Origin of the sequence: Amycolatopsis sp. GM8 (assembly GCF_021653975.1) — a bacterium.
Classification (GTDB): Bacteria; Actinomycetota; Actinomycetes; order Mycobacteriales; family Pseudonocardiaceae; genus Amycolatopsis_E.
Genome location: NZ_JAJKFK010000001.1, coordinates 1,266,860 through 1,280,351, shown reverse-complemented (window position 1 = coordinate 1,280,351; position 13,492 = coordinate 1,266,860). Strand labels below are relative to the sequence as shown.

The 13,492-nt window shown below is 70.3% G+C and carries 9 protein-coding genes; 2 read left to right on the top strand and 7 right to left on the bottom strand.

What is annotated here, in order from left to right; translation table 11 throughout:
* Positions 1-56 precede the first annotated feature (56 nt).
* The 4 genes from LOZ83_RS06090 to ald all read right to left on the bottom strand — a co-directional run bounded on the left by LOZ83_RS06090 (position 57) and on the right by ald (position 7,300).
* Positions 57-3,794: an ABC transporter ATP-binding protein gene (locus tag LOZ83_RS06090; RefSeq protein WP_236789462.1), complete on the bottom strand. Its 3,738-nt coding sequence runs from the start codon at positions 3,792-3,794 to the stop codon at positions 57-59.
* A gap of 15 nt (positions 3,795-3,809) precedes the next feature.
* Positions 3,810-4,694, bottom strand: a complete 885-nt coding sequence (locus LOZ83_RS06085) for an ABC transporter permease (RefSeq protein WP_236789185.1) — start codon at positions 4,692-4,694, stop codon at positions 3,810-3,812.
* Entirely contained in the window at positions 4,694-5,773 is a 1,080-nt protein-coding gene (locus LOZ83_RS06080) for an ABC transporter ATP-binding protein (RefSeq protein ID WP_236789184.1), read from the bottom strand. The genes LOZ83_RS06085 and LOZ83_RS06080 overlap by 1 nt, the downstream gene beginning before the upstream one ends.
* A gap of 411 nt (positions 5,774-6,184) precedes the next feature.
* A complete protein-coding gene (ald, locus tag LOZ83_RS06075) occupies positions 6,185-7,300 on the bottom strand; it encodes an alanine dehydrogenase (RefSeq protein ID WP_236789183.1) in 1,116 nt (371 codons plus the stop codon).
* A gap of 153 nt (positions 7,301-7,453) precedes the next feature.
* On the opposite strand from ald, the gene LOZ83_RS06070 reads away from it, so the two are divergent.
* Entirely contained in the window at positions 7,454-8,398 is a 945-nt protein-coding gene (locus LOZ83_RS06070) for a zinc-binding dehydrogenase (RefSeq protein WP_236789182.1), read from the top strand.
* A gap of 1 nt (position 8,399) precedes the next feature.
* On the opposite strand, the gene LOZ83_RS06065 is transcribed toward LOZ83_RS06070, so the two are convergent.
* The 3 genes from LOZ83_RS06065 to rdmE are packed head-to-tail and all read right to left on the bottom strand — an operon-like array spanning position 8,400 to position 12,244.
* Complete coding sequence (locus LOZ83_RS06065) at positions 8,400-9,116, bottom strand: MOSC domain-containing protein (protein ID WP_236789181.1); 717 nt, start codon at positions 9,114-9,116, stop codon at positions 8,400-8,402.
* Between the two features lie 20 nt (positions 9,117-9,136).
* A complete protein-coding gene (locus LOZ83_RS06060; RefSeq protein WP_236789180.1) occupies positions 9,137-10,648 on the bottom strand; it encodes a CdaR family transcriptional regulator in 1,512 nt (503 codons plus the stop codon).
* A gap of 24 nt (positions 10,649-10,672) precedes the next feature.
* Positions 10,673-12,244 carry an aklavinone 12-hydroxylase RdmE gene (rdmE, locus tag LOZ83_RS06055; protein WP_236789179.1) on the bottom strand — a complete coding sequence of 524 codons (1,572 nt, stop codon included), beginning with the start codon at positions 12,242-12,244 and terminating at the stop codon, positions 10,673-10,675.
* 99 nt (positions 12,245-12,343) lie between these two features.
* Here rdmE and LOZ83_RS06050 point away from each other — a divergent pair, with 99 nt between their 5' ends.
* Positions 12,344-13,477: a homoserine O-acetyltransferase gene (locus tag LOZ83_RS06050; protein ID WP_236789178.1), complete on the top strand. Its 1,134-nt coding sequence runs from the start codon at positions 12,344-12,346 to the stop codon at positions 13,475-13,477.
* The last annotated feature ends 15 nt before the right edge of the window (positions 13,478-13,492 follow it).

Below are 13,492 nucleotides of genomic sequence, written 5' to 3'. Positions count from 1 at the left end.
GCTCGTAGAAACCCGTTTCCGCCGTGGCTGCCGTCGGATCAGTAACGATCGGCACGTCACTCGTGGTTGCCCGTGCGCCACAGCTGCGCGTAGTGCCCGCCCGCGGCGACCAACTGCTCGTGCGAGCCCTGCTCGACGACACGGCCGTGGTCGAGCACGACGATCCGGTCCGCGCGGGCGGCCGTCGCGAGCCGGTGCGCCACCACGAAAGTCGTGCGGCGGCGGGAAAGGCTCTCCGTTGCGTGCAGCACCGCGGCCTCCGTGGACGGGTCCAGGGCCGCCGTCGCCTCGTCCAGCAGCAGCACGTCCGGGTCGACCAGTTCGGCCCGCGCCAGCCCGATCAGTTGCCGCTGACCGGCCGAGAGCGACTTGCCCCGCTCACCGACCTGCTGCCGGAACCCTGACGGCAGCGCGGCCACGCCGTCCAGCGCGCCGACGGCACGCACCGCGCTTTCCACCTCGGCGTCGCTCGCGTCCGGGCGGCCGTAGCGCACGTTGTCCGCGACGGTGCCGGAGAACAGGTGCGCCTCCTGCGGCACCACGCCCATCCGGTGCCGCAGTGCCGGCAGGTCGTAGTCGCGAACGTCCACGCCGTCGATACCAACCTTGCCGCCGGTCGCGTCGTAGAACCGCGCGACGAGCTTCACCGCGGTCGACTTGCCCGCCCCGGTCGCGCCCACCAGCGCGACCGTCTCACCGGGCACCACCTTGAGCGAGATGTCCGCCAGTGCACGGGAATCCGTGCCCGCATAGGAGAAGTCCACCGCGTCGAAGGTGACCTCGCCGGACAGCCGGTCGGGCACCGCCACCGGGTTCTCCGCCGGCGGGACGGACGTCGGCGTGTGCAGCAGATCGCTGATCCGCCGCAACCCGACCTTCGCCTGCTGGTACCCGTCGAACACCGAGGACAGCTGCTGGATCGGTGAGAAGAACAGGTTGAGGTACAACAGGAAACCGAGCAGCACGCCGATCGGCAGCGTGCCGGCCGCGACCCGGTTCGCCCCCGCCACCAGCACGATCGCCTCGGCGAACCCGGAAAGCATGGTGACGAAAGGGAAGTAGGTCGCGACGTAGCGCTGCGCGCGCAACCGCGAGCGGCGGTAGGCGTCGCTGCGGGACGCGAACATCTCGGCCGAGCGCTCCTCGCGGCTGTAGGCCTGTGCGACCCGCAGGCCACTGACGTTCTCCTGCATGTCGGCGTTGACCACGCTCACCTTTTCCCGCGCCTCGTTGTAGGCGGCGGTGGCGAGCCGGCGGAAGATCACGGTCGCGATGATCAGCACCGGGAGCACCGAAAGTGCGTACAGGGCAAGGGAAATGTCGGTGACCAGCAAGGCCGCGGAGATCCCGACGAGGGTGAGCGCACTGATCACCGCCTGCGCGACACCGGTCTGCAGGAACGTCGACAGCGCGTCGACGTCCGTGGTCATCCGCGTCATGATCTTGCCGGACAGCTCGCGCTCGTAGTAGTCGAGGCCGAGCCGTTGCAGGTGCGCGTAACTGCGCACCCGCAACGAGTACAGCACGGTTTCCCCGGCGCGGGCGGTCAGCCGCGTCTGCGAGCGGATCACGAACCAGTCCGCCGCGACGATCAGCGCGCCCGCCGCGGCGGTGAACCACACGACCGACTCGACGCCCGGCCGGACACCGTGGTCCACGCCGTACTGGTACAGCGCGGGCAACGCGATCGCGGCCGCCGCGTCCAGCCCGACGAGCACGATCACCATCGTCAGCAACGCGCGCACCGGCCGCAGCAGCCGGCCGAGGCTGAACCGGGGATCCGCTTCGGTCACGTCGTGGGCCGAAAGCGCCGGGACGTCCGTCGCGGGCGGCAGCTTGCGCACGCCCTCGACGAGCTCCTCCGACGGCGGCACGTCGAACGCGCCCCAGATCGCGGTCGGGGCCACGGGCGTACGTTGTTGCGCCGCGTCGGCGAGCTGCCCGGCGTCGTCCAGGGCGGCCGGTTCGGGCCACAACTCCGGTGTGATCCCGGTTTCCGGCCGGACCTCGCACTTGCCCCGATGCTTCTCCTCGACCCCCTCACCCGGCCCGGACACCAGCTCGCGGTACAGATCGCAGCGCTCTTCCAGCTCCTCGGCGGTGCCCACGTCGACGACCCGGCCGGCGTCCAGGACGGCGATCCGGTCGGCCAGCGCGAGCGTGGACTTGCGGTGCGCGATGAGCAGCGTGGTGCGGGTCGCGGTGACCGCGCGCAGGGTGTCGTGGATCGCGGCCTCGGTCACCGTGTCGACGGCGGAGGTCGCGTCGTCGAGGATCAGCACGCGCGGATCGGTGATCAGCGCGCGGGCGAGGCCCAGCCGTTGCCGCTGGCCGCCGGACAGGGTCAGCCCGCGCTCGCCGACGAGCGTGTCGTAGCCCTCGGGCAGCAACATGATGAACTCGTGCGCCTCCGCGGCTTTCGCGGCGGCGTAGACCTCTTCGTCGCTCGCGTCAGGCCGGCCGTAGGCGATGTTGTCGCGGATCGACGTGGAGAACAGGAACGCCTCCTCGAACACCACGCCGATCGCCTTGCGCAGTTCGGCCAGGCGGAGGTCCCGCACGTCACAGTCGCCGAGGCGCACCGACCCCGCGTGCACGTCGTAGAACCGGGGCAGCAGCAGGGAAATCGTCGACTTGCCCGAGCCCGCCGTGCCGACCAGGGCGAGCGTCTCGCCCGGTTTCGCCTCGAGCGACAGGCCGTCCAGCACCGGTTCGGACCGCGTGTAACCGAACTTCACGTCGTCGAGCCGGATGCCGAGCGGCCCGTCCGGCAGCGACCGCGCGTCCGGCTTGTCACGGACCTCGGGCTGCGCGTCGATCAGCTCGTACACCCGGTCCGCGCCCGCGCGCGTCAGCTGCGCCTGCACGATCATCCCGGACAGCATCCGCGCCGGCCCGATCAAGCCCGAGACGTAGCTGGCGAACGCGAGGAACGTGCCGAGACTCACGTCGCCGTGCAGCGCCAGCACACCGCCGAACGCCAGCACGGCCACCTGTCCGGCGGCAGGCAGCGCGGACGTCGTCGCCGTCGGCACGGCCGACAGCCGGGCCGCGCGCAGGCGTTCGGAGAACAGCTTCCGCCCGGTCTTTTCCAGCCGCGCGACCTCGCGCGCCTCCTGCCCGAAGCCCTTCACCACGCGGACCCCGGTCACCGTCTCCTCGACGTGCTGGGCCAGGTCCGCCGCGCGCTGCTGCGCCGACCAGGTCGCGGGGAACAGCCGCTTGCGGGCGGCACCGGCCACGATCGCGACCGCCGGCACGACGACCAGCGCGATCAGCGTCAACCCGGGTGACATCCACAACATCGCGCCGAGGGAGAACAGGGCGAAAATGATGGAACCGGCCGAAACCGGCGTCATCATCAGCAGCGACACGACCAGCTGCAGGTCGGTGATCGCGCGCGAGACGACCTGCCCGGTGCGCAGCGAGTCCTGCTTCCCACCGTCCAAACGCGACACCGCGCCGAACACCGCCTGGCGCAGATCGTGCTGCACATCCAGGGCGAGCCGCCCGCCCACGTACCGGCGCACGAACGCGGTCGCGAACATCAGCACCTGCACGCCCACCAGCCCGGCGGCGAGAATCCCCAGGCCGGCCGTGCGGCCGCCGACCGCGTCGTCGACCGCGACCTTCACCAGCAGCGGGCTCGCGGCCTGGAAGCCGACGCTGACGACGGCCGCGCCGAGCGACAGCACGACGAGCCACGGATGCCGCCACGAGGCGGCGGCGAGTCTCCGGATCCAGCCGGTCCGGGGTTCAGTGGTGGTGGAGGCAGCAGCGGTCACACGCTCCAGCGTATGCCGGTTTGTTCAGGTGATGTCGCGTCGCTGGTTGACGGCCCAGCCGCCGGCGAAGAAGACCGCGGTCCAGGCGAAGAAAACCAGCGCCGAAGCCCACCACGAGAGCGCGCCCGGCGCACCCGCGATGTACTGCAGCGACCACTGCGTCTCCGCGTCCAGACCAGGCAGCTTCACGCCCGCCGCACCGAACGCCTGCGCCCCGATCGCGCCCACGATCCCGTTCATCGTGCCGTTCGGCAGCACCGCGCCCAGCCAGTCGACCCGCCACAGCCCGTAGAACAGCAGCACCAGCACGTTCTCGATGATCAACAGGTAGATCACCAGGGTCACCACGCTGCCGACGACGCTGTTCCACACCGCGCCGACACCGATACCGAACAGCGTCGAGAGCACACCGGCCAGCACGCTCGCGCCGATCACACCGAGCCACTGGCCACTGGTCGGCAACCGCGAGCCGTCCACGGTGATCGCGATGCCGAGACTCGACACCGCGGCGACCGCGAGCCCGTAGATCGCACCCCAGACGGCGTAGGTGAGCATTTTCGCGGTCAGCACCGACACCCGGTTCGGCGCCGTCAGGAACGTCGTGGTGATCGTCTTGCTGCGGTACTCGCCCGCCAGCGCGAACACCCCGAAGATCACCGCGAACGTCAGCCCGATGTTGATCCCGTGCCCGATCGCCAGCAACCCCATCGGCAGGTTCCCGGTCTGGATCCCCAGCGCCTGCGCGATGATCTGCGTCTCGGAACTGGTCAGCACGTCGCCGATCTCGTTGGCGAACGCGCCCCAGCCCAGCGCGAACCCGAAGGCCAGCAGCACCGCCGGGATCATCAGCGCCCACCACAGCTTCGTGGTGAACGTCTTGCGGAACTCCGCGACGAGCAACCGGCCCATCAGCGCTGCCCTCCCCAACCCTGGTACGGCCCCGGCTGCTGGTAGCCGCCAGGCGGTGTCTGATACGGCTGCTGCGGGGGATAACCGGCCTGCGGTGGCGCAGGTGGCGGACCCCAGCCGCCGGCCGGAGGCGGCGGATACTGCTGCTGCTGTGGCTGATACTGCGCCGCCGAGTACCCGCCGTTGGTCAGCTGGAAGAACAACTTCTCCAGATCGGCGCGGTCCTCCTCCATGCCGTACACCGCGAGCCCCGCCTTCGCGGTCAGGTCACCGATCTGCTCCCGCGTCGCGCCCAGCACCGCGACCCGCCCGTCCGGCGTCGTCTCCAACTGGGTGAAGCCCGCTTCCTGCAACGCTTTCACCAGCGCGTTCGGATCAGCCGCCTGCACCAGCACCCGCGACTGCTGGCCCGCCCGCAACTGCTCCAGCGAACCGAAGTACCGCGTCACGCCGTGGCTGATGATCACCACCTGATCGATCGTCTGCTCCACTTCGGACAGCAGGTGACTCGACACCAGCACCGTCCGGCCCTCCCGGGCGTACGCGCGCAAGAAGTTGCGCAGCCAAAGGATCCCCTCCGGGTCCAGCCCGTTCGCCGGCTCGTCCAGCACCAGCACCTGTGGATTGCCCAGCAGCGCCGTCGCCAGCGCCAGCCGCTGCCGCATACCGAGCGAGAACTCGCCCGGTTTCCGGTTCGCGGCAGTCGTAAGGCCCACCAGCGCCAGCACCTCGTCCGCCCGCTGATCCGGCATCCCGATCGCCGCCGCGTAGATCCGCAGGTGATTGCGCGCCGTCCGCTTCGGATGGAAGCCCTCGTTCTCCAGCACCGCGCCCACGATCCGCGCCGGATAACCCAGCTGGTCGTAACGCAGACCACTGATCGTCGCGACCCCCGCCGTCGGCGTCACCAGCCCGAGGATCATCCGCAACGTCGTGGTCTTCCCGGCACCGTTCGGGCCCAGGAACCCCGTAACCGCACCCGGTTCCACCACGAAACTCAGGTTTTGCACAGCCGCGACCGGCCCGAACGTCTTGCTCAACCCCTGCACGACTATCCGGCCGCTACCGTCGTTCTGCATCACTTCCCCCTCGATCCGGCGAATGGGTGAACTCGGCGCAAGCCGACATCCTGCCTCATCGATGTCCGCCATGGGCACCGAAGGGGGAAACTACCTGTCGGTCGGTGAATCACGACGTTCCGTGACTGACCGTGAAGAAGTATTTCGATAAAACCCCAACCCCATGCAGCGAAGTCCGCCAAGACCACCTAAGCTAGTGGTTGGCGGCCCGCTCCCAGTGACCCCCAGGCTGGTTGAGCGGGCCGCCCCTGTTCGTCGCGCTTTGCTGCGCCTTTCCTGTTTGCTCAACCTCGCGTCTTTTTTGGGGGTGCGACCCCCAAACCCCGCCCGGGGGCTTCCCCCGGACCCCCATCCTTCGGTGCCGGTTTGTGTGGTTGTGTTGCTGTGTATAGGAATTCCTGTTGTACGGCGTTAGGTCAGGATGTTTTCCAGGGGTGTGTGGGGGATCTCGTGGGCGGTGGCGACGGGGGCATTTGTCAGGGCGCCTTGATGGGTGTTCAAACCCTTTGCCAATGACGCGTCATTGTTGAGAGCGGTTTGCCAGCCTCGGTCTGCGAGTGCGACCGCGTAAGGCAGGGTTACGTTTGTTAGGCCTTGGGTGCTTGTGGTGGGGACGGCGCCGGGCATGTTGGCGACGCAGTAGAAGATCGAGTTGTGGACGGCGTAGGTGGGGGCGTCGTGGGTGGTGGGGTGGGAGTCCGCGAAGCAGCCGCCTTGGTCGATGGCGATGTCGACCAGGACGCTGCCTGGTTTCATGCGCGAGACCAGGTCGTTCGAGACGAGCTTTGGTGCCTTGGCGCCTGGGATGAGGACGGCGCCGATCACCAGGTCTGCTTGCAGGAGCGACTGTTCGATGGCGAAGGCCGTGGAAGTGACGGTCTTGATGCGGCCGTTGAAGTCTTGGTCGATCTGACGCAGACGGTCCACATTGGTGTCCAGGATTTCCACATCGGACCCGAGCCCCAGGGCGATCCGTGCCGCGTTCAGGCCCGCCACACCGCCGCCGATCACGACCACCCGCGCCGGAAGGACACCGGGGATGCCGCCGGGGAGGACGCCGCGGCCGCCGGAGGGCTTCATGAGGGCATAGGCGCCCACCTGTGGCGCCAGCCGGCCCGCCACCTCCGACATCGGCGCCAGCAATGGCAGAGCGCCGGTTGCGGTTTGCACGGTTTCGTAGGCGATGGCGGTCGTGCCCGCGTTGAGCAAGGCTTCGGTCAGGGCACGGTCGGCCGCCAGGTGGAGATACGTGAACAGCACCTGGTCCGCGCGCAGCCGCGGGTACTCCACGGCGATGGGCTCCTTGACCTTCAGCACGAGATCGCCCTCCGCCCACACCTCGTCGGCGGTCGCCAGTACCTTCGCGCCGGCGGCGGCGTAGTCGTCGTCCGTGATCGCCGAGCCGAGGCCTGCGGTGGTTTCGATGAACACCTGGTGGCCGCGCCGGGTCAGCTCGTGGACTCCGGCAGGGGTGACCGCCACCCGGTATTCGTGCTTCTTGATCTCCTTGGGAATGGCGATACGCACGGGGCCTCCTGGTCGCTGTGGGCGTCGGATACCTACGGTGATGCACTCGGATGGCGGTGTCATCGTTCGCCCACGACAATCCTCGCTCCGGTGGATGGTTGCCGCACGACAGCGTGTTGACCTCCACCTAACTGGAGGATGCAGGCTGGCTTCATGAGAGCCGTGTGGTTGAAGGAGTTCGGCGGACCCGACGTGCTGCAGCCCGGCGAAGCACCCGATCCGGTACCGGGTCCTGGGCAGGCCCTGATCGCCGTGACATTCGCCAACATCACCTTCGTCGAGACCCAGTTCCGGTCCGGCGGGATGAACCCCTTCCAGGTCCAGCCGCCGGTCATTCCCGGTAACGGGGTCGGCGGGGTGATCACCAGCGTCGGCGCGGGCGTCCACCACGACCTGGTCGGTCAGCAGGTCGTGGCCAGCACCGGCGGGACCGGCGGTTACGCCGAACAAGCGGTCGTGCCCGCCGCGTCGCCGCTGATCGTGCCCGACGGGCTCGCGCTGGACGCCGCGGTCGCCCTACTGGCTGACGGCCGGACAGCCAAACTGCTGATGCGGGCCGCCACAGTGGGTGCGGGGGAGCGCGTGCTCGTCCTGGCGGCGGCCGGCGGGGTCGGGAGCCTGCTGGTGCAGCTGGCCGAGCACGCCGGGGCGAAGGTGGTCGCCGCCGCGGGAGGGCCGCGCAAGGGCGCGGTCGCGGCGGACCTGGGCGCCGATCGGGTGGTCGACTATTCGGCCGCGGGCTGGGCAGCGGAGGTGGGGCAGGTCGACGTCGTCTTCGATGGGGTGGGAGGCGAACTCGGGGCCACCGCGTTCCCGCTGCTCGAGCCCGGCGGCCGGATGGTCGTGTACGGCCTGGCGAGCGGCGCGTGGACCCCGGTGTCGGACGACGACGCGGCCGCACGCGGCGTCGCCATCCGCCGCGGCATCTCCGGTACCCCGGAGGATTTGCGTGCCTTCACCGAGAGCGCGCTGGAGGACGGGGCCACCGGTCGCCTGACCCCGGTGATCGGCCAGCGCTTCCCGCTCGACCGCGCCGCCGACGCCCACCGCGCGATCGAAACCCGCGCCACGATCGGCAAAACCCTGCTGGTGCCCTGAGCTACGCGGGCCGCGCCCAGACGGCGTCGCCGGTGCGGATCGTGCCGGGCCTGGTCACGCGCATGATCAGGCCGAACTTGTTCTCGTGCTGCTCGATGATCCAGGTCTGCAGCTTCGGCCACCGCTCGCGGCCGGCCGGGTCCCAGCTCGGTACCGCGCAGCGGATGCACGGGCCGGCCCGCGCGCCGACGATCTCCAGCACCACGTCGCCGACGGTGATCGCCGTGCCCTCGCCCCAGTCCTGTTCGGCGAAGGCAGGGGCGTCGAGGTCCACGTGCAGGTTCGGGCGGAACCGGGCCAGCTCGACCGGCCCGCCCAGTTCGTTCTCGAGCGCCTGGCGGGAGGCCTCGACCGTCACGAGCACGGTCGGTCCGCGATCTTGCTGACCCTCCTCGGCGCGCAGTTCCAGTGGCAGGCCAAGGGATTCGCTCAGTGCGGCAGGCAGCGCCGGGTCGCGCCACGACCATTCGGTGCCGTCCGGGGCGGACAGCGTCGGCGGTTCTTCGGGCCCTCCGGGATAGCTACCGCGCCAGGACAGCAGTTCCTGGTTCTGGCGCACCGTGAGCACCTTGCCCGCACGCTTCGGGCGCAGGTCGATCAGCGCGTGCGCGCGGTCGCCGGCCATACCCCGGTCGTCGAACCGCGCGGCGTCGACTTCCTCGCCCCGCAACGACTTGACCGGCCAGCGATGCAGCTGCGCCACGGATCCGGAGAACATCGGTCCATCGTAGGCCGGGCTCACGACCACCGGAGCGCGACGAGTTGCGTGATCAGTGCCAGCCGCACGTCCGGATCGTCCAGATCCAGCGGCACCAGCTCCAGCAGCCGCCGCATGCGATACCGGAAAGTGTTGGGGTGAATGCGAAGCGCCTTGGCCGCCGCGCGTGGATCGCCGGGGAAGCGGAGCCATTCGTACAGCGTGCCGAGGTACTCCGTGTGGTTGGCCACGTCGTGCGCCCGCAGCGTTTCCAGCGGGCCGACCTCCGAGATCCGGGCCCGGTCCGCCGCCGTCGCCGCGCGGTGCAGGACCAGCGCGGTCCACGCGCGGTCGTAGCTGCCGACGTTCCCGTCCAGCAGCCCCGCGCGCACGAGACCAAGCGTCTCCTCGGCCTCTGCGCGGGACCGGGTCAGCTCGCCGATCCCCACCGGACTGCCCGCCGCGACCCGCGCGTCTAGGCCCGCCAACGCCTTTCGCAGCTGCGGCCACGACCCGGGGCCGTCGCCGTCCGGCACGATCGCGTACAGCAGGCTGCCGAGCTCAGTCGCGACCGGTCGCGGTCCGATGCCTTGCGAGATCCGTTCCAGCAGGGCCAGTCGCAGCCCCTCGCCCGGCGCGTCCACGACGACCACCCGGTGCGGCTCCTCGGACAGCTCCAGCTCGGCGATCGCCTTACGTGCCTCCACTTTCCCTTCGAGCAGACCCCGCAGCAGCTCCGCCGACGCGCGGCGCTGGGCGTCCGCATGCGCCCGGCGGCGCAGCAGGTGCAGCGCGACCACCGGTGCGGTGTCGGCGAAGGCGGCCGCCCGCTCGTCGGGCACCGGACCGGTCACCACCGCCCACATCGAGCCGAGCAGCTCGCCGCCCATCCGGATCGGCACGATCAGCCGCGGCAGCGTGCCATCCCGTTGTGCGGGCACGAAAACCGTCTGCCTGCCGCGGGAAAGCTCGCGGAACACCCCGCGCGACCGGAACCGCGCGAGCACGTCGTCCGGGATGCGCCGGCCCATGATCGTGGACACCCGCGCGGGGTCGGTGATGTCCTGACGCGCGGAGTAGGCGAGCACGCGCGAGTTCGTGTCCTCGATTGTGACCGGCGCGTCGACCACCGAGGCGACCACGTCGGCGAGGCGGAACAGGTCGCCCGGACCCGAGTCGCCGACCGCATCGTCGTCGGCGTCGAGGACCGTGCGTAGCAGCCAAACCAGCTGCGCCCACGCCGTTGCCGCATGGACCTCGATCAGCGCGATGTCCGCCGTCTGCGCCGCGCGCCGCACGGTCGGTTTCATCGCGAGCGGCGGTTTCAACAGCACCGCGGCGGCCTTGCGCTCCGCGCTGTGCGAGACGAGCGCAGCTGCTTCGTCAGCGTTCGCCGCCGCGACGCCCAGCACCAGGTCGCCCGCCGCGACGGACACCGCGACCCCGGGCTCGGCGATCACCACGTCGGCCACCGCCGGGCACGCGTCGGGCACCGACACCGCGTGCAGCAGCGTCGGGCCGACCCGCTCGACGACGCTGCGAACTGACACCATTTGCGCAGCATACGGCGCCAGAAGCTAACGGCTGAGCAGGTCGCCCAGTACGTCCCAGAGCCTGCCGGCGGGGTCCTCGATCGGGCCCGTCGTGCGCCAGGCGACGATGCCGTCCGGCCTGATCAGGCTCATCCCGCCGGGCTCCAGCCCGTAGCGAGCGGCGAAAAGCGCTTCCGGGTCGCCGAAGTCGGTGCCGACTTCCAGGCAGGTGAGCGGGACACCGGTCGACGCCGACACCTCCCGTGCCGCCGACGTCCACTGTGGACCGTTCGCCAGCAGGACCCAGCCGCGGCCGAGCAGGTCCACAGTGGACTTGGGTACGCCGTCGACCACGATCGGCACGTGCGGGGCGCGGAAACCGGGCCGGCCACTGGGCTGGTTCGGGTTTTCCGTCGGGCGCGCGTCGTCGTCTTCGGTCCGGACGGCCGTCGAGCGGTACCGGAAGCCCAGCGTCAGCGCGGTCTGGTCGACCGGCTCGCCGACACCGGACAGGTCCAGCTCAGGCGCCATCCGCTGTTTCGCATTGTGCAGCGACGTGTTCACCACCAGCTGCGCGATCGGCCGCCGTTCCGCGTCGTAGGTGTCGAGCAGGCCAGGACCGGCCTCGCCGCGCAGCACGGCGGCGAGTTTCCACGCCAGGTCGTGCCCGTCGCCGACCGCGGTGTTGCCGCCCATGCCGCCGGTCGGCGGGGTCACCTTCGCCGCGTCGCCGGCGAGGAACACCCGCCCGGACCGGAACCGCCGCGCCACCCGCGCCGCCATCTCCCACGCGCCGGTCCAGCGGATCTCCGGCTCCAGCTCGGGCAAGTCCGTCGCGACGCGGATCAGCTCGACCAGCCGCTCGTGCGGGTAGTCGTCGGCGGTCTCGCCGCGCTCGGGGTGGTAGTCGGTGGCGAAGACGTAGCGGCCCGGCACGTCCGTGTTCACCAGCGCGCCCGTGAACCGCGGGTTCTGCAGGTAGTAGAGGTCGGTGACGTCCGGCGTCAGCCGGTCGCCGAGGTCGGCTTCGAAGACCACGCCGATCGAATGGCCGATCGCGCCGATCCCGTCGACCGGGATGCCCAGCTGCTCGCGGATTCCGCTGCGCCCGCCGTCGGCCGCGACCAGGTACTTCGCCCGGATCCGCCGGCCGTCCGACAGCTCCGCGGTGACCCCGTCATCGTCCTGCTCGAAGGAGACCAGTGTCGTGGAGAACCGGACCTGGGCCCCGAACTTCTGGGCGCGGGCGAGCAGGATCGGCTCGACGACGTCCTGCCCGGCCATCCCCCAGGGCACCCCGGTCGCCGCACTGAGGTCGAGCTCCGACATGTCTTCGAGGATCCGGTGGAAGACCTGGCCGCCGAGGCTCGACGCGATCGTGATGCGCAGCCCCTGCGAGGCGCGCTTGCTGACGCCGAGCACCTCGCCGTCGATGCCCGCCCAGCGGTACAGCTCCATGGTTCTGGGCGTCTGGCCCGACGCCCGTGGATGTAGTGACGTGCCCGGATGCCGCTCGACGACCAAGACCGAAACCCCCTGCTGGGCAAGGAACATCCCTGCCGTGAGGCCGGCCAGCCCGGCGCCTGTGATCAGCACGTCCGTCTGTTCTTCGCTCATGAAAAGTATCTTAGAATCTAAGAGATTTAGTCGTCAAGAGGTTTTCAGCGACTGGGAGCGGTTGGGCCGGTGGGCGGGGTGTGACTACCGTCGGTCTTCATGACGAGCAAGGCGGCGCCAGCCGGCCTCCCGCCCGTCACCGGTGCGTGGCGGCCAGGAGATCCGCGGGGACGACGGCAGTGGCTCCCGGTGGACCGGTCGTTGCGCCTGGATGCGGGGGGAGTACTGCCCGCCTACACGTTCGCCTACGAGACCTGGGGCCGGCTCAACTCCGACGCGTCCAACGCGGTGCTGATCGAGCACGCGCTGACCGGTGACTCGCACGCGGCGGGCGAGGCCGGACCGGGCCATCCCACGCCCGGCTGGTGGGACGGACTGATCGGGCCCGGCCGCGCGCTCGACACGAGCGAACTGTTCGTCGTGGTGCCGAACATCCTCGGCGGCTGCCAGGGCACGACCGGCCCCGCTTCGCCCGATCCGGACGGAAAGCCTTGGGGCAGCAGGTTTCCGCAGGTGACCGTGCGTGATCAAGTACACGCGGAGGCGGAGCTGGCCGATGCGCTGGGCATCGAGCGATGGGCCTTGGTGGTCGGCGGTTCGATGGGCGGGATGCGCGCCCTGGAATGGGCCGTGACGCTGCCCGCGCGTGTGGAGTCGCTGCTCGTGGTCGCCGCGCCGGCGGCCGCTTCGGCGGAGCAGATCGCGTGGGCTTCGCCGCAGCTGCACGCGATCCGGTCCGATCCGGGCTGGCGCGGTGGCGACTACTACGACGCCGCGCCGGGCGACGGGCCGCACCGCGGGCTCGGTATCGCGCGGCGGATCGCGCATGTGACCTACCGCAGCGAACCGGAGCTGGGCCGGCGCTTCGGCCGCCGCCGGCAGTCAGCCGCCGACGAGCGGTTCGCGATCGAGTCCTATTTGGACCATCATGCGGACAAGCTGGTCCGGCGGTTCGACGCGAACAGCTACCTGCTGCTGACGGAGTCGATGAACACCCACGACGTCGGCCGGGACCGCAGCGGCGTCGGGGAAGCGCTTTCCCGGATCACGGCGCGCACGGTGGTGGCCGGAGTGGACAGTGACCGGTTGTACCCGCTGTACCAGTCGAACGACCTGGCGGCGGGCATCCCCGGCGCCGGGGACGCGGTGGTGATTTCCTCGCCGTACGGGCACGATTCCTTCCTGATCGAGACCCTGCAGATCGCCGCGCTGGTGAAATCCCTGCTGGGCTGACGCCCGAATTGTCCA